Origin of the sequence: Pseudomonas weihenstephanensis (assembly GCF_001043055.1) — a bacterium.
GTDB classification, from domain to species: domain Bacteria; phylum Pseudomonadota; class Gammaproteobacteria; order Pseudomonadales; family Pseudomonadaceae; genus Aquipseudomonas; species Aquipseudomonas weihenstephanensis.
In genome coordinates this window covers 112,294-129,174 of record NZ_JYLF01000009.1, presented here as the reverse complement: position 1 = coordinate 129,174, position 16,881 = coordinate 112,294, and the positions used below count along the sequence as shown (strand labels likewise).

Sequence of the window (16,881 nt, the reverse complement as noted above, 5' to 3'; positions counted from 1 at the left end):
GACCTTATGGGTTTGTCACGCGAGAAGATTGAGGCGCTTGAGGGGCGCCGGGCGCCTGAAAAAACATCACCAGCGCCACCGCCAGGTACATCACATACGCACCGAGCACGCTCACGGTGGGCGCATCCTGGTACCCGAACATGCCCGCCAGCACTGAACCTGTGGGCCCGTCCATCGGCAGGGTGGCGCTCAGATCAAAGACCACGCCTTGCAGGTGATTCCACAACCCGGCCTCGTGCAGCGCCTGCACTGAATTGGCCAAAATACCGGCGGCCACGACCAGGATGAACAGGCCGGTCCAACGGAAGAACAGGCCGAGATTGAGGCGCATGCTGCCGCTGTAAATGGCAAAGCCCACGCCAATCGCCAGCATCAGACCCAGCAGTGCGCCCAGCGGGGCTGCGGGGCCCTCGCTTTGCTGGAACACGGCAAGGAGGAAAAAGACGGTTTCGAGGCCTTCACGGGCCACGGCAAAAAACACCATCGCAATCAGCGCCGTGACGTGGTGTTTGGAGCCTGCGAGGGCGTGATCCAGCGAGGTGTGCAAGGTGTGCTTGATCGAGCGCGCCACCTTGCGCATCCAAAACACCATGGCGCTGAGAATCCCCACGGCAATCAGGCCGACAATGCCTTCGAACAGTTCCTGTTGTTTTTGCGGGAATTCGGCACTCATCCATTCCAGCCCACCGCCGACCAACAGTGACAAGGCAGCGGCGAGAAACACGCCGATCCACACGGCGGGCATCCACTGCCCGTGTCCGGTTTGCTTGAGGTAACTGGCAATGATGCCGACGATAAGCGCGGCCTCAATCCCTTCGCGCAGCATGATCAGAAATGGAACCAGCATGGAAAGCGCACCGCGTTACAAATTAGATAGGGAGCTAATTTGTAACATAGTGATACGTATTGCTAAACAAGAATTGATTGCATTCGCTGAACGGTGGCTGAACAGATAGCGTAAGCCTTATGACCTGCGCTGATGGCGCCTTCGATGTAACCGATGTGCTGACAATCGCCAATACTGCGCGCCTCAAGCCCGGCACGGGTCAGTTCATCCAGCAGGCGGGTATCGGGTTGCGCGCCAATCAGACGGGCATGAGTGTGCGGCATATGCTCAGTGTGTTTGCCCAGTCGCTCAAAGCCGACCCAGGCGCGTTGTCGCAAACCAATGGTAGACGGCCTGCCGGATGAAGGAGTTTTGCCCAGCGGGCAAGTGGCGGCAGCGATTGGCGATCTGAAGAGTTGCCAGCAGGTCATCGGTGACATCGTGCGTGAAGCCAAGCGCTGCCTGATGGCCGTCAGCGCGGCGTATAACCTGTAGTCGCTGACGAGGGGTGCGAGGCTGCGAAGCGGTCGTAAAACCGTGCAACAGGGTGCCTGAAAGACACCACGGTCATCGGTTTTGCGATCGTTTGACGAGCCCTCAGAGCTGGACCCAGCGCTGCTCCAGCGCCGCCACACGAATGGCATCGGCCAGGCGTTCTACGTGCCAGGCTTCTTCGAAGTCCGGGCCGGGTGCGGGCAGCCCGGCGCAGGCTTGAATCACCGCGTGCACTTCCAGGGTTTTTAACTCGTTGTAGCCCAATTGGTGGCCTGGCGCCGGGCTGAAAGCCGCGTATCCCGGCAGTGTTGGCCCTGACAGCAAGCGTTCGAAGCCCGATTGCCCCTCTAGACACAGTTGAAGTTCGTTCAAGCGCTCCTGATCGAATTTGAGCGTGCCGTGTGTGCCACTGATTTCAAAACTGAGGTGATTTTTGTAGCCGTGTTTGAGCCAGCTGCTGCTCAAGGTGCCGCGCGCGCCCTGACTGAAGCGCAGCAAGGCATGGGTCTGGTCGTCTACCCGGATGCTTTTTTGCTCATGACTGCCCGTGTGTGCGGGACGTTGCGTGTGCACAGTCAGGCTGTCGGCGCATACCGCTTCAATGTCGCCCAGCAGATAGCGCGCCAGGGCCAACAGGTGGCTGCCCAAATCGGCCAGTGCCCCGCCAGCATGCCCCGGCTCGCAGCGCCATGACCAGGGCGCGGCCGGATCGGCCATGAAGTCTTCACTGAATTCACCCTCAAAGCTGACGATGCGACCCAGATCGCCACGCGCAATCATGTCGCGGGCCAGCACCAGCATCGGGTTGTGCTGATAGTTATAACCCACGCGTGTTACGACACCTGCGGCCTTGGCTGCCTGGCGCATTTGATCGGCCTGTTGCAGGCTCACGGCCAAGGGCTTTTCGCAGTACACGGCTTTGCCTGCCGCAATCGCTGCCATCGCCATCGGGAAGTGCAAGTGGTTGGGGGTGGTGATGGCCACCAGGTCCACGTTGGGGTTGGCGATCAATGGCTGCCAGTCGCTGTGGGCCTGAGCAAAGCCCCATGCGCCAGCACAGTGTCGGGCCCGTTCAGCGTCGGCATCCGCCAACGCCGCCAGGTGCAGTTTCACCGGTAACTCGAAGGCTGCACTGACGTTGCGAAACGCCAGCGCATGGGCGCGTCCCATAAATCCGGTGCCGATCAAGCCTATTCCAAGTGAACGCATAGCCACTTCCTTTGAATGCTTATTTTCAGGGAAGGCCATTAATGGAATAAATATTTCGAATTTGCAATCAGTGGAACTAAATTACTGATTTGGTCTCAGGATAAAAACCCGCCATCCACATTCAATGAAATGCCGGTGGTGTAGGTGGAAGCAGCGCTGGCCAGATACAGCACCGCGCCGGCCATTTCATCCGGCTCGGCGACACGTTTGAGTGGCACCTGTTGCAACACGCCCTTGAGGATGGCTTCGTTTTTGACCAGCGCCGAGGCGAATTGAGTGTCGGTCAGGCCCGGTAGCAAGGCGTTGCAGCGAATGCCAAACGAGGCGCACTCCTTGGCAAACACTTTGGTCATGTTGATCACCGCCGCCTTGGTCATCGAGTAAACGCCCTGGAACGCTCCCGGCGAGACGCCATTGATAGAGGCAACGTTGATGATGCTGCCACCCCCGTGTTCACGCATCAACTTGCCGCCTTCAACCGACATGAAGAAGTAGCCGCGAATGTTCACGTCGACGGTTTTCTGGAATGCGCCGAGGTCGGTGTCCAGCACGTTGCAGAACTGTGGGTTGGTGGCCGCGTTGTTGACCAGAATATCGAGGCGCCCGAACTCGGCACGAATCCGCGCGAAGGTGTGGTGAATCTGTTCCATGTCGCCGATATGGCAGGCAATCGCGGTGGCGTTGCCACCTTGCGCGATGATTGCCTCCGCGACCGATTGGCAGCCCTCAAGCTTGCGGCTGGAAACGATCACATGGGCGCCTTGTTGGGCCAGCAGCTTGGCGATGGCTTCGCCGATGCCACGGCTGGCGCCTGAAACAAAGGCAATTTTGCCATCAAGGTCGAACAGTTGAGTTTTGGTCATGCTGATTCCCGGGTGAGCGCAGGTTTAAAGGCTGGACTGGCGGATGACCTTAAGGCTCATCTGCTCCAGCAGTGCATTCATCTGTACAAACGGGGCGAAACGTTTGTCTTGAGTCTGGCCGTGGTAGTAGCGGTAGTAGATCTGTTGAACGATGCCTGCCAGGCGGAACAAACCGTAGATGTAATAGAAATCGTAGTTGTCGATCTGAATACCGGAACGTTGTGCGTAGTAATCAACGAATTCACGGCGGGTCAACATGCCGGGAGCATTGCTCGGTTGGCGTCGCATGCGTTGCACGACGGGTGGATCATCGGCTTCTATCCAATAGGCGAGGCTGTTGCCCAGGTCCATCAGCGGGTCACCCAGTGTGGTGAGTTCCCAATCCAGCACGCCCACGATCTGCATCGGGTTATGCGGGTCGAGGATCACGTTGTCAAAGCGGTAGTCGTTGTGAACGATGGCAGGCGTCGGATGATCGGCAGGCATTTTTTCCTTGAGCCACGCCTTGACCGCTTCCCACTGCGGGGCATCCGGGGTGAGGGCCTTTTCGTAGCGATCACACCAACCGCTGATCTGGCGGTGTACATAACCTTCTGGCTTGCCCAAATCAGCCAGCCCACAGGCCGTGTAGTCGACGCTGTGCAGCTCGACCAGTGTGTCGATAAAACGGCGACACAGTTGGCTGGTGTGCGCAGGCGAGAGATTCAGTTCAGGGGGCAGGTCGGAACGCAGAATGATGCCCTTGACCCGCTCCATCACATAGAACTCACTGCCGATCAGCGTGTCATCGGTGCAGTGGGCGTAGGCTTTTGGGCAGTAGGGGAAGGCGTCCTTGAGATGATTGAGCAGGCGAAACTCACGGCCCATGTCGTGAGCGGATTTGGCCTTGTGGCCAAAGGGCGGACGCCGCAGCACCAGTTCGACACCCGGATACTCGATCAGATACGTCAGGTTCGAAGCCCCGCCAGGGAACTGGCTGAGGGTCGGCAGGCCAGAGAGCCCCGCAATATGGGCCTTGAGATACGGATCAATCTGGCTGACGTCGAGTTCTTCGCCAGGGCGGATACGGGTGGACGAGTCGGTGAGCGCCATATCTATCTCTTCTGCTTATTATTGGGGCCAGACAACATTCGCTAATCTAATGGGCCACCCCGCTCGCGACAAGTCGATGCAGGCCTTAATAGGCGTGGGTGTTAATGGGTAATCAGTGTGTCTGATGGCAGTTGCACAAAACGCAGCGCAAAAAAAACCGAAGCTGCGTGGGCTTCGGTTTTTCGTGGTGCGCTGGGCTTAGCTCGGGAAGAGTTCGCTCAGTTTCATGGCCAGCATCATGTCGCCTTCAGCGCGCAGCTTGCCGCCCATAAAAGCTTGCATGCCGTCAGTTTCGCCGCTGACGATGCCTTCCAGGGTTTCGCCGTCCATCACCAGCGTCACTTGAGCGTCCGGGTTTTCGCCTTCTTGCAGTTCGCAGGTGCTGTCTTTAACGATCAGCGAGAAGTTCTTGGTGTCATCAATGCGAAAGCCAAACACCAGGTCCAGGCCAGCAGCAGCGGCTGGGTTGAATTTGGCTTTCATTGCTTGCACGGCATCAGCTACAGAAGTCATGGTTCGATCCTTTTATGGTGGGTTACGGCGACCCGAGGGTCGCGGTTGCCGACGCTCAACGATAGGTGATGAGTGACGGCGTCTTCAACAGTTGCAAATGCACATGACTGTTGAAGGAAGCCAGTGTCACCTCGCGGCCTTGAAACTTGAGGCGACTGAGCGAGGTGTTTGCTATGTGCCAGGTCAGCTTGAAGGCTTCGTCGGCGGGAATGCGGGTCAACAGGTGAAGCAGGGCGGTGATGGTGCCGCCGGAGGTGAACACGGCGATATTATGCTGTGCGTCATGGGCGTGATCGAGCAGTCGATTGAGGCCGCCCTGCACGCGCTCGACAAAGGCCAGCCAGCTTTCCAGCTCTGGGGTGTCCCACGTGCCGCTGAGCCAGCGCGCAACAATCAGATCGAAAATACGCTGGAATTCGACCGGGTCATGGACGGCGTCGGTCATCGCGGCCACTGCGTGGGGTTCATCCTGCAACAAGCCGGGAAGCAAGGCTTTAAGCACGCCGAATGCATCGAATTCATTGAAGGCTGCGTCAACCTCCAGTGTGGGCCTGGCTAACCCGGCGGCGCTGAACTGCTCCAGCGCATGGCGGGCCGTGTCTTGCTGGCGCGTCAGATCTCCGGATACACAGCGGTCAAAGCACACGCCCAGGTCAACCAGATGCTGGCCGACTATTTGTGCCTGTTGCTTGCCCAGCGGCGACAGCACGTCGTAGTCGTCTGCACCGAAGGAGGCTTGGCCATGTCTTATCAAGTAGATGCTGCCCACGTCCGCTATGCCCCGGTACGTTGAAAGTCTGGCGAGGTTAGGAGTAAGCCGGGAAGCTGTCAATGAAAAAACATACGCTCGTTTGAATTGCCCGATGCGCCTGCGTGCAAGGTGTTTCGCGGCTGGCAGCCTCAGGTTGGCGCCGGTATGCTGAGCGTCATCACGCACCCTGCGATTCACGGGGTGTAACGTTTAAAGGAGAGTCTGTGGAATTTCTAGCTGAGTACGCCAGCTTTTTGGCCAAAACCGTGACCCTGGTGGTCGCGATCATCGTGGTTCTGGTTGTTGTCGCCGCGCTGCGGGGTAAAGGCCGTCGTGCGACGGGGCAATTGCAGGTCATCAAGATGAATGACTTCTACAAGGGGCTGCGTGAGCGTCTTGAACAGTCGCTGTTGTCCAAAGGGCAACTCAAGTCGTTACGCAAGCAAACAGGCAAAGCCGATAAAAAACTAAAAAAACAACCCGACGACAAGCCTCGTGTCTTTGTGCTGGATTTCGACGGCGATATCAAAGCCTCTGCCACTGAAAGCCTGCGTCACGAAATCACGGCCTTACTGACCCTGGCCACCCCGGCCGATGAAGTTGTGCTGCGCCTGGAAAGCGGCGGCGGCATGGTGCACAGCTATGGGTTGGCGTCTTCGCAACTGGCCCGTATCCGTCAGGCGGGTATCCCGCTCACGGTGTGTATCGACAAAGTGGCGGCCAGCGGTGGCTATATGATGGCGTGCATTGGCGCCAAAATTATCAGCGCACCCTTTGCCATCCTCGGTTCGATTGGTGTGGTCGCTCAACTGCCCAACGTCAATCGCCTGCTGAAGAAACATGACATTGATTACGAAGTACTAACAGCTGGCGAATACAAGAGAACGCTGACAGTGTTTGGCGAAAATACTGAAAAGGGTCGCGAAAAATTCCAACAGGATTTGGATATCACCCACCAGTTATTCAAAAACTTTGTGTCTCAATACCGCCCGCAGTTGGCGATTGATGAAGTGGCCACAGGTGAAGTCTGGTTAGGCGTAGCGGCGGTTGAAAAACAGCTGGTGGACGAGTTGAAAACCAGCGATGAATATTTGTGCGAGCGTGCACAGACCGCGCAGCTCTACCACCTGCATTACGCCCAGCGTAAAAGTTTGCAGGAGCGTGTTGGGCTGGCCGCCAGCACCTCGGCAGAACACCTGGTCGACTCACTCTGGAAACGAGTGTCGCAACAGCGTTTTTGGTAAGCCTGCGGGCTTGTCGCAATGGGGGCATCCGGCAGGCTTCAGGGGCTGTACGACATGTTGTCAGCGCCGCATCACCGAGCGCAGATACATTTCGTACAGCCCCTGGCAAAGGGCACTGGCATGAGCTGGCGATAAGTCGTGCAGAGTTTAACGTTTATTTTTAATTGTCCATGCGAGGTATTAGATAACTAACGCCTGTGCCTGAGTGCCAGTTTTTAAGCTGATGTTTCTAATTTGAAACAGGCTTTTGTGATGACTAACAGGAATAAAATAATACCTAGCGACGCTATGAAATTGGTCGATGATCAGTCAACACGTCTGGCCAATACGCGCGCCGACAATAAACATCAAGCGCTCATACCCACTCTACTGCCTCCCTGGTTTGTTAAAGCACCGCCGTCTGTGCGTGATGCACTGCGTGAAAGTATGCAGCGACGAGACGACACCTATAAAGAAGTCTCTCGTATCTTGGCCAGCGTTACGCCAATGGTGCAATTTGTAGAAACACGTCTAAAAAACGCATTAATAGCGCAGGGGTGGTATAGCGTTGACGTCAAGCGCTATGGACTCAAGCACGTCCATCTGCCGAGTAATGTGCTGGCGTTTATTTCACGGCAAAACATTAACGTAGCTGACTCCTTTATTCGCCTGTTATTTCCCTCTTCGTGGGTGCCTGAGTCGCTTGAAGTAAACGTGGGCGCGACCACGACGTATCAGAGCTTGTTGCAAGCAGCCATGCAGAACTTTGAGTTGTCAGAAACGCAGGCCGAGGGTTTCGATCCGGGGACTTCTATCTATTCAGTGAATAATAATCAGCCCACCGTGCACACCGAACTGGCGCCTGAACAGTTTGCGCGCGTATGCCGGGACTTGAACGCGGGCCTGCAGTATCAGTTGCATTTGGACAGCGTTTTTACACCGGTCGAAAACGCTTGGCCCGCCACGGATCCTCGTGCGCAGGCTTATAAAATTAAAATCACCTTCAGTGACCATTTACGCCATGAGTTTTCATGTGCTCTGCACATGGCGTATATGAAAGGCGAGATTAGCGTCGACTCTTACAGCTTTGGATCACGGGTGCTCATGGGGCCTGCATCGACCCTTGGTCTGGGCAATCCCGCCTATGGCGTATTTGAAATAATGGATGTTGAAGTGACGGGCATCATGGTGTTATGGCCGCAGAGAAAGCCCGCTGCGCAGGCACAACCCTGCTTGGTCTATCTTCCCCAAAGTCCCGATAAGTCATTTTATGCATTTGAGACGTTCAGTACGTTTCAGGTGCATTTACGTGAATGGTTAAAGCGCCAGGAGTTTGCCGACTATTTTGCACAGCGTGTGCCTTTGAGCCAGCGCGCAGAGTTTATACGCCGCACTCATCCTCAGCATGCGTCGTGGGACTCACTGCTCTTGCGGCGCCCGCCGATTATTTATGAGCCTGCCTTGTTTACAGAGTCACGCGTCACCCCCAGAACTGATGACCCTTTCGACGTCATGTGGTTGCAACAATTAAAGCGGATTAAAGATGACGCACGAATATTAATCGTGCCCACGGAAGACCAAGACACCCGGGAGCGTCTGGAACGTCAGGCTATTTATTTAAATCTGGGTATCAGTGCGCTGGGCTTGGCATTGGGGTTTGTCCCGGTGTTGGGGGAAGTGTTGTTGGCGGTGGGTGTCATCCAGTTGGGCGAAGAGGTCTACGCAGGTATCAAGGCGTGGGAGGCCGGTGACAAAGTGGCCGCCATTAATTACCTATTTGATATCGCACAGAATGTTGCGTTACTCGCAGGTCCTGTAGCGGCCAGCAAAATGTTGAAGGCGCCTGGGGTGGTGGATGCTCTGGTCCCCGTCAAACTCGAAAGCGGTGCACGAAAACTATGGAACCCGCAAATGGCGCCTTATGCCGTTGAAGGCGTTGATCTTGGCGGTATTAAGCCGGACGTGCAGGGCATTTATACACGTAATGGCCAGTCATATATAAAGCTGGATGACAAGGTTTATAGCCTGCATACAGAGGCCGCAACGCAGGCATTTTCCGTGCGCCATCCCACCGATCCAATGGCGTACAGGCCTCAGTTGAAACACAACGGTATGGGGGTCTGGACCCATGAACTGGACCGTCCCCTTGAATGGACTCGTTTGCAATTATTTCGCCGCCTGGGCCCCGACGCGCAGGCTTTGTCAGCCAGCGCTGTCGATCGTCTTTTGGCCGCGACCAATACTTCGGACGCTGTGTTGTGCAAGGTGCTGATAGATAACCTGAGCACACCGTCCTTATTGGCCGATGGCCTGAAACGTATGGCGCTGATCGAAAGAATTGAGGCTTTCATAACCCGAATGCAGTCAGCCCATACCGGGCATGCGTCTGATGCGGACATACAGTTGAACGTACTGCCTCGGCTGCCCGGCTGGCCAGCCGACCGTGTCTTGCGCGTGATCAGCGACGATGGCCAGGCGTATAAAGAGTATGGAAAGGATTTAGTCTCTCGGTTACCACGGCTGCAAGTGACTGAATCGCAGGTGGCCCAGGGCGACTTATTGAACGTAACGCTGGAATGTTTATCGCCGGATCAGATAGAAGGCTTGCTAGGTCAAAAACTGTCATCGCTTGAACTGCAAGTTCAAAGGCTGGCTCAACACCTGGGAGAGTTTACGCAGACACAAAAAAAGGAGGTGTTCTCATCTCTCTACCTTGAAGGCGAAACGCTTGCCTCTGCGGGGAGCATCGTTAAACGGCAATTTCCAAGTTTGTCGGCCGTGGTGATCACTGAGTTGCTGGAGCATTTGACTGCCGAGCAAGTCAGTCTGCTTGAGCGCGAAGAGCGTTTACCCATGACGGTGCTGGAGGAGGCCCGTTCTTTGGTGCAAACGCTGCGATTGAACCGCGCTTTGGAGGGCTTGTTTAATGATGCCTTGAGCTCTGAAGACAGCAGTGCGCTTGGGTGGAAGTCCTTACCCTGGCTGCCCGGCTGGCCCAGAGAACTGCGCGTGGTGATCCGAGACAAGGCCACTGGGCTTGAACTCGACAGTGCAGGCAGTGCAACGGCCCGCCGTGTGCGTGAACTGTTCAAGAGTGCGCAGGGTTACGAATACTTTGCAACATCCTCAGCCGATAGCTACAGCTCCCGGTCATTGTTGCAGTGCGTACTGACGCTGCTGTCAGCCAATGAACGCTCTGAGATGGGGCTTTCAACGCAAGACCCGTATGCCTCATTCACAGCAAAAATTGCCAGGGTAGCAACTGAGGCGCGTGAGCGAAGCGCACAGGCATTGGGCATGCATACCCTCAAACCCTGGTTTAAATCACCAATGCGATTAGCTGACGGACGGGTCGGTTATACCCTGGGCGGCCGTTCGGGGCACACGTTGCCAGATGTGCAGCCACAGTTGCTCAAACACGCAGTGTTGGAGTTGTACCCCTTAATGAACGATGAGCAGGCCGGGCAGTTTTTGCACCGCTTAAAACTGCCTCCTGCGCAGATTGCCCGTGCATTAGGTGCGCTTAAGGCTGAGCTTGAAACACTGCGTCATGAACTTCATGCGTGGGAAAACTCAACGGTCTGGAGTCATCCGCTTAACGCCCCGCGCTTTAAGGTGTCGGCACAGGTAAAAAGGTCTATCAGCCAAGTGTTGATACGCGCCTGGCGACGGCTAACGCCCAGCGCCCACATAGGTGGGCATATCGGTTATGAACTGGATCTGAATGCCTGGCCAGTCGACTGTCTGCCCGTGTTGTCGGCTGACTTTGCGCATATCAATGTGTTGAGGTTGAGCCAATCACCGGGCGGGGCGTTTCCTGCACACTTTCTTGATAAGTTCCACCAGTTGCGGATCCTGTCGCTCAAGCAAAACAAGCTGGTTGAGCTGCCCGGATCGATTGGTGAAATGAGCGAGTTGCTGGATCTAGATCTCAGAGGGAATCAGCTTGTATTAACCCCTGAGGCCGCCCGTACGCTGGCAGGGCTGACAAAGCTCAAGTCACTCAACCTCACGGGCAATCCGTTAGGCAGCAGGTTGATGATCAGCCAGATGAGAGCACTTGAGTATTTGTATGTGCGCTATACCGGGCTTACGCAGTGGCCCGAAGGCATCGAGATGCTTGAGCACCTAAACATAGTGGACTTGCGTGACAATGCGATCAGTCATGTTCCATCGCAAGTGCTAACCGCCGAACGCAACGTCATTAACCGTGTGACGTTTTTGCACGACAACCCGTTGAGTAACGATTCGTTACGCCGTCTCTATCTCTACCAAAGGGAGCAGGGCATTAATTTTGGAATATCGATCCCGCGTCATCATGTCATGCCCCGGCAGGGCATTGCGCATTGGGCGGTTGCGCCAAGCGCAGCGCAGCTCGCCGCCTGGCAAGACTTGAACAGCGCCGAGTACGCATCGGATTTTTTTCGGGTACTGGAAGACCTGAGTGAGTCCTCGCAATTTTTACACGAGCGTGAAAATTTGCGCCTGCGCGTCTGGGCGCTGGTGAATGCCATGCATGAAAACAGCGGCTTGCGCAGTCGAGTGTTTGAGGTCAGCACCCACCCGCGCACGTGTTCAGATGGCATTGCAATGGTGTTTGCGGACATTGAACTGCAACAACAAATCTATATGGCTGAACACCAGCCGCAGACCGAGCAGCAACTCCTGAAACTGGCCCGGGGGTTATTCAGGATTGAGCAGCTTAACGAGCATGTTGAATCCGTTATTGCGCTACGTAAGGCGCGGGTACGTGCGCTTGCCTTGGAGGCTGTAGAGCAACTGCAACAACTGAGCGATGCGATAAGCCCTGATTTTTCGGCCGGTCCGGTCAGTGAAATGACGCCACAAGACCGCCAGGGTGTTGCGTACCGGCTCGGCTCGCCAGAAGGGCTTGCGCTGGCAGAAAGGCTTAGTCCTGTGTGGCTGGAAAACCATTTGGCGCAAATCGATCCACTTGAAATACAGATGTACTACCACATTCGTTTGGCAGAGACGCTGAACTTGCCCAACAGGCCCGAGAGTATGCGCTTTGTGAATGTTGCCAACGTTACACAAGAGGAGTTAGACGCTGGCGAGGCCTATGTAATGGCTCAGGAAACATCTGCAGCACTCACGGCGAGTATTGTCGCGAGGGATTTTTGGACGGCTTTTTTGGAGAAAAAATACCCGGAAAGTTTTAAAGCATCAGATATTCCACATCAGCAATACATGGATAGGCTTTTCACGGCGCGTGAGAGTGTGTCGAGTGATGAATATGCTTCACAAGCAGAGTCAATTGCAGGCGCACACAGTCAGTCCAGAGTGGCGTTGGCCACTCGGCTGACCCGTCAGGAGATCCAAGAGCACCCTGAGCTGATGTTCCCCGCCATGCCTTAAACCTTCAATGGGGGCTAAAGTGCGGCCTGACTCAATCATTCATTCATTCAATCAGTCAGGGCCATCACGGGGCTCAGCGGCGACGGAAAAGCGGTTGCGGCTCGTCGGTCGATGCTTGATACGTCACGCTGAAATCTTTCAAACCTTCAAGCGCTTCGTACGGGTCTTTATCGGCCCGGATAGCAAAGGCATCAAACCCACAGCGGTGCAGGTAGAACAACTGATCGCGCAGTACATCACCAATGGCGCGCAGTTCACCTTTGTAGCCGTAGCGATCTCGCAGCAGACGGGCGTTGGAGTAACTACGCCCGTCAGTAAAGGCCGGGAAGTTCAGGGCTATGACCTGAAAGTTCGCGACGTCACTGCCAAGCTCTTCGGCCTCTTCGTCACTGTCCAGCCACACGCCCAGGCCCCCATCGCGTGCCCTGAGCGCCGGACCGTGCTCGCGCCACAACGCGAGTGGAACGATCAGGTCATCACAGTTAGAGATATCGTCGAAGTTCGTGCCTTTTGGCAGTAAATGCCAAGTTTCATCGATCACTTCGTTGTTTTTAATGATTCGTTGCATAGACGCGCTCCTTGAAGGGATCGATGCCAATACGTTGATAGGTGTCGATAAAGCGCTCGTCTTCGTTGCGTTTTTCAACGTAAACGTCGATCAGTTTTTCAATCACATCCGGCATGTCGTCCTGAGCGAACGAGGGCCCGAGGATCTTGCCCAGGCTCGCGTCACGGCTGGCGCTGCCACCCAGCGATACCTGATAGAACTCGGCGCCTTTTTTGTCCACGCCCAGAATGCCGATGTGCCCCACATGGTGGTGGCCACAGGCATTCATGCAACCGGAAATGTTCAGGTCAAGCTCACCAATGTCGAACAGGTAATCCAGGTCGTCAAAGCGGCGCTGGATCGATTCGGCAATCGGGATCGACTTGGCGTTGGCCAGCGAGCAAAAATCCCCGCCCGGGCAGCAGATCATGTCGGTCAGCAAGCCAATGTTTGGCGTGGCGAAACCCTGCTCACGCAGTTCACCCCACATGGTGAACAACTGGCTTTGTTCAACGTCGGCCAGAATGATGTTCTGCTCGTGAGAGGTTCGCAGTTGGCCAAAGCTGTAGCGATCGGCCATGTCGGCAATGCCGTCCCACTGCTTGTCTGTCACATCGCCTGGAGCAACGCCCGTCGGTTTGAGCGACAGGGTAACAGCGACATAGCCCGGCTTTTTGTGGGCCAGGGTGTTGCGGGTGCGCCAGCGAGCGAAGCCTGGGTGCTGGGCGTCAAGCTCTGCCAGTTCGGCACTGAAATCAGGCAAGTCCTTGTAGTCGGGGTCGACAAAGTGCTTGGCAATTCGCTGCACTTCGGCCTCGGTCAGGGTGGTGGACCCCCCGCGCAGGTGAACCATTTCGGCTTCAACCCGCTCTGCGAACACTTCAGGCGTCAGGGCCTTGACCAGAATCTTGATCCGCGCCTTGTACTTGTTGTCCCGACGGCCATAGCGGTTGTACACCCGCAGAATGGACTCCAGGTAGCTGAGCAGGTGTTGCCACGGCAGGAATTCGTTAATAAACGAACCAATCACGGGCGTACGGCCCAAGCCGCCGCCAACCAGTACACGAAAGCCCAGCTCGCCGGCTTCGTTGAACACGGGTTCAAGACCGATGTCATGCACTTCAATGGCCGCACGGTCTGAAGCAGAACCGTTGATTGCGATTTTGAATTTGCGCGGCAAGTAAGCGAATTCGGGGTGGAAGGTCGTCCACTGACGGACGATCTCACACCAGGGGCGTGAGTCGATCAATTCATCGGCGGCAACACCGGCGAACTGGTCAGTGGTGACGTTACGCAAGCAGTTGCCGCTGGTCTGAATGGCGTGCATTTGCACAGTGGCCAGCTCTTGCAGAATGTCCGGCACGTCTTCGAGCGCCGGCCAGTTGAACTGCACGTTCTGGCGGGTACTGATGTGGGCATAGCCCTTGTCGTAGTCGCGGGCGATCTTGGCCATCATCCGCGCTTGACGCGAGGTGAGTTGGCCATAAGGCACGGCAACCCGCAGCATCGGGGCAAAGCGTTGAACATAAAGGCCATTTTGCAGGCGCAGGGGGCGGAACTCTTCTTCGCTCAGCTCACCTGCCAGATAGCGTCGGGTCTGATCCCGGAACTGCTTTACGCGGTCCTCGATGATCCGCTGATCGTACTCGTCATATACGTACATATAGGTCCTGTTCTCAGGCTGCTGACAGCTTATCTGCGCGCACGGCCGCGCACTCCCCACGGAGCGAGGCACGATACCAGTTTGCAGTTATGCGCAAAAGTGATGTTTAAGCATATGTAAAGAACCAAATCGACTATAAGAGGCTGATTCTCAATCACTTACTTGTGCTGTGGGCATTGCTCAACTTAACTGATTAAAGTCTTCAAGCATTCACCCATAAAACCGAAAAAAGGCGATGCGATGAGTACTCCAGTCAAAGTGCGTAAAAGCGACAGCAAGGTCGATGCTTGGGCCATTTTTTTTATGATTGTTTTGGTCGTGGCGGCGGCGGTTTTTTGGGTCAGCCGCCAGTGACCTGAGCATGAAGGGGCAACACCTGCTCCATTCCAGAGCGATTGATTACCGGGCAAGCGACAGCGGGCCAGCTGTCTAGTGGTATTGTGCCAGCTACCAGATGGTTCAATGTTCAGGAACAGGTGACAATGCTCAAGTTTTTGCGCCAATGCGTAGTCGTGCTGTGCCTGCCATTTTCGATGGTGGCTCACAGCGCGACGGTGTTGTTTCTTAACCCCGGCAACGCTGATGAAACTTTTTGGGTGAGCTATTCGCAGTTCATGCAGGCGGCGGCCCAGGATTTAGGCATGCACCTGGAGGTGCAATACGCCGGGCGCTCGCCTGATACATCAATCGCTCAGGCGCGAGCAGCGCTGCAAGGAGCGCGCCGTCCCGATTACTTGGTCTTCGTCAACGAGCAATACATTGCCCCGCAAATCCTGCGTCTCTCACAAGGCAGCGGCGTAAAGCTGTTCATGGTTAATAACGGGCTGACCGGTGAGCAAATACAAATGGTCGGCCCGGATGCGGGTAACTATTCAACCTGGGTGGGCAGCATGGTGACCAACGACGAGGAGGGCGGCTACCTGATGCTTAATGAGTTGGTGCGCCAGCATGCGGCGTTGGGACCGGCCAAGACGTTGGATCTCGTGGCCTTTTTAGGCGTGAAAAATACCCCGGCATCGCGCTGGCGGGAAAAAGGCATGCTGCGCGCGCTACGCGAGCACCCGCAGGTGCGCTTGCGCCAAATGGTTTACGGCGAGTGGAGTCAGCAGCGCGCTTACGAACAGGCAACGCAGTTGTTTAAACGCTACCCCGACACTGCGTTGGTGTGGTCAGCCAATGACGAAATGGCGTTTGGTGCCATGCACGCCGCGCAAGAAGCCGGCCGCGTTCCGGGGCGTGACATGTTGTTCAGCGCGGTCAACAGTTCCATCCCCGCGCTTGAAGCTCGGATCGACGGGCGCTTGAGTGCGCTGGTGGCCGGGCACTTCACGTTGGGGGGCTGGGCGATGGTCCTGCTCAATGACGATGCCAAAGGCATCGATTTCACCCGTTTTGGTGGGCGAGATCGCCAAGTACCTTTGTTGCAACTGATTGATGTCGAACAAGCCAAGCACCTGCTGAGCATCACGCGCGAGCAGAATTACCAGTTGCCATTCAAGCGGTTTTCGGCACAGGGAAAACCTGACAGCTATGTTTACCCTTTCAGCCTTAAATCGCTGCTTAACGCCCCTTAAACGCCCGACAGGTGCAGGACCAACCTGACAATGGCGTACAACGTCAGCGCGAATACCCCGGTAAACAGCAAACCTAGAATCAAGAACTGGCTGGGTTTACCGTGGGTAAAGTCTCGTGCTCTGTTTTTTGCGCTTTGCACCCCGAAAGCAGCGGCCATCACGCTGTGCAGAACTTGCCAAAAAGTGGGCGGATTGTTGTCGGGATCGTCCATAAGGTCCTCACCTGTCCATTCGATATGCACTGAGTTGAGGATAGTCAAAGGCCATTAATACGGTGCAATTGAAGACGGCCGGTGTGCAAACGCTCTATTTATGTACCTCATCAGCACTGGGTTTTTCGTTTTACTGAGGCTCCCCCGTGAGTTATCAGGAGAGACTCAATGCCATGCTGTACAGAAACATAGCGAAAGTCACGCCAGAAGCAATCGAGCGCGCTTACCTGGAGGTCATTGCGGCTGAAGAGACGCCCGCGTTTATGGCGCAATTATTGGGGCGTGAGTACTGGGTTGACTTCTTAAAGTCTAAATACCCGGATGACTTTTTGGCGTCGGAACAACTTCAACTCAGCGAGAGAGATGGATTGGAGGAGCGTTTTACCGCCATCGATGACGCCTACAGTAAGGCCGTCGATGCTTTAGGTAAGAAAAACGCCGCCGAACGCAAGCAATTGCTCACGCAGCTCACGGAGCGTGAGCGCTCACAGGTTGCAGACGACTGAGCCGTGTACGCGCTGCCACCTGTTAAGCGGT

At 55.7% G+C, this 16,881-nt stretch carries 13 protein-coding genes and 1 pseudogene; 5 read left to right on the top strand and 9 right to left on the bottom strand.

Going from position 1 to position 16,881, the window contains the following annotated elements:
* Positions 1-4: 4 nt before the first annotated feature.
* Positions 5-847, bottom strand: coding sequence for an iron uptake transporter permease EfeU (gene efeU, locus TU86_RS18895; protein ID WP_048365836.1), 843 nt, complete (start codon positions 845-847; stop codon positions 5-7).
* A gap of 239 nt (positions 848-1,086) precedes the next feature.
* Between efeU and TU86_RS22640 the strand changes: the two are divergent.
* Positions 1,087-1,321 (top strand): annotated as a pseudogene (locus tag TU86_RS22640) (nitronate monooxygenase); the annotation flags it as partial.
* 102 nt (positions 1,322-1,423) lie between these two features.
* Here the strand turns inward: TU86_RS22640 and TU86_RS18885 are convergent.
* The 5 genes from TU86_RS18885 to TU86_RS18865 all read right to left on the bottom strand — a co-directional run bounded on the left by TU86_RS18885 (position 1,424) and on the right by TU86_RS18865 (position 5,767).
* Positions 1,424-2,530 carry a Gfo/Idh/MocA family protein gene (locus TU86_RS18885; protein ID WP_048365834.1) on the bottom strand — a complete coding sequence of 369 codons (1,107 nt, stop codon included), beginning with the start codon at positions 2,528-2,530 and terminating at the stop codon, positions 1,424-1,426.
* Between the two features lie 95 nt (positions 2,531-2,625).
* Entirely contained in the window at positions 2,626-3,393 is a 768-nt protein-coding gene (locus TU86_RS18880) for an SDR family oxidoreductase (RefSeq protein ID WP_048365833.1), read from the bottom strand.
* 24 nt (positions 3,394-3,417) lie between these two features.
* A complete protein-coding gene (locus tag TU86_RS18875; protein WP_048365832.1) occupies positions 3,418-4,485 on the bottom strand; it encodes a phosphotransferase family protein in 1,068 nt (355 codons plus the stop codon).
* A gap of 198 nt (positions 4,486-4,683) precedes the next feature.
* Positions 4,684-4,998: an SCP2 sterol-binding domain-containing protein gene (locus tag TU86_RS18870; protein ID WP_003182883.1), complete on the bottom strand. Its 315-nt coding sequence runs from the start codon at positions 4,996-4,998 to the stop codon at positions 4,684-4,686.
* A gap of 55 nt (positions 4,999-5,053) precedes the next feature.
* Positions 5,054-5,767 (bottom strand): histidine phosphatase family protein, encoded by a 714-nt coding sequence (locus tag TU86_RS18865; protein ID WP_048365831.1) that lies wholly within the window; start codon positions 5,765-5,767, stop codon positions 5,054-5,056.
* 206 nt (positions 5,768-5,973) lie between these two features.
* Between TU86_RS18865 and sohB the strand changes: the two genes are divergently transcribed.
* Positions 5,974-6,993, top strand: a complete 1,020-nt coding sequence (gene sohB / locus TU86_RS18860; protein ID WP_048365830.1) for a protease SohB — start codon at positions 5,974-5,976, stop codon at positions 6,991-6,993.
* 234 nt (positions 6,994-7,227) lie between these two features.
* On the top strand, positions 7,228-12,348 hold the full coding sequence (locus tag TU86_RS18855) for an NEL-type E3 ubiquitin ligase domain-containing protein (RefSeq protein ID WP_239658836.1): 5,121 nt from the start codon (positions 7,228-7,230) through the stop codon (positions 12,346-12,348).
* A gap of 73 nt (positions 12,349-12,421) precedes the next feature.
* Here the strand turns inward: TU86_RS18855 and TU86_RS18850 are convergent, their stop codons facing one another.
* On the bottom strand, positions 12,422-12,916 hold the full coding sequence (locus TU86_RS18850) for a DUF934 domain-containing protein (RefSeq protein ID WP_048365828.1): 495 nt from the start codon (positions 12,914-12,916) through the stop codon (positions 12,422-12,424).
* Positions 12,900-14,558 (bottom strand): nitrite/sulfite reductase, encoded by a 1,659-nt coding sequence (locus tag TU86_RS18845; protein ID WP_048365827.1) that lies wholly within the window; start codon positions 14,556-14,558, stop codon positions 12,900-12,902. Before TU86_RS18845 ends, TU86_RS18850 begins: the two co-directional genes overlap by 17 nt.
* 482 nt (positions 14,559-15,040) lie before the next feature.
* Here TU86_RS18845 and TU86_RS18840 point away from each other — a divergent pair, with 482 nt between their 5' ends.
* On the top strand, positions 15,041-16,132 hold the full coding sequence (locus tag TU86_RS18840; protein ID WP_048365826.1) for an ABC transporter substrate-binding protein: 1,092 nt from the start codon (positions 15,041-15,043) through the stop codon (positions 16,130-16,132).
* Here the strand turns inward: TU86_RS18840 and TU86_RS18835 are convergent.
* A complete protein-coding gene (locus TU86_RS18835) occupies positions 16,129-16,344 on the bottom strand; it encodes a DUF2970 domain-containing protein (protein WP_048365825.1) in 216 nt (71 codons plus the stop codon). The two genes, TU86_RS18840 and TU86_RS18835, sit on opposite strands and share 4 nt — an antisense overlap.
* A gap of 146 nt (positions 16,345-16,490) precedes the next feature.
* Here TU86_RS18835 and TU86_RS18830 point away from each other — a divergent pair, with 146 nt between their 5' ends.
* On the top strand, positions 16,491-16,850 hold the full coding sequence (locus tag TU86_RS18830) for an NEL-type E3 ubiquitin ligase domain-containing protein (protein ID WP_157395927.1): 360 nt from the start codon (positions 16,491-16,493) through the stop codon (positions 16,848-16,850).
* Positions 16,851-16,881 lie beyond the last annotated feature (31 nt).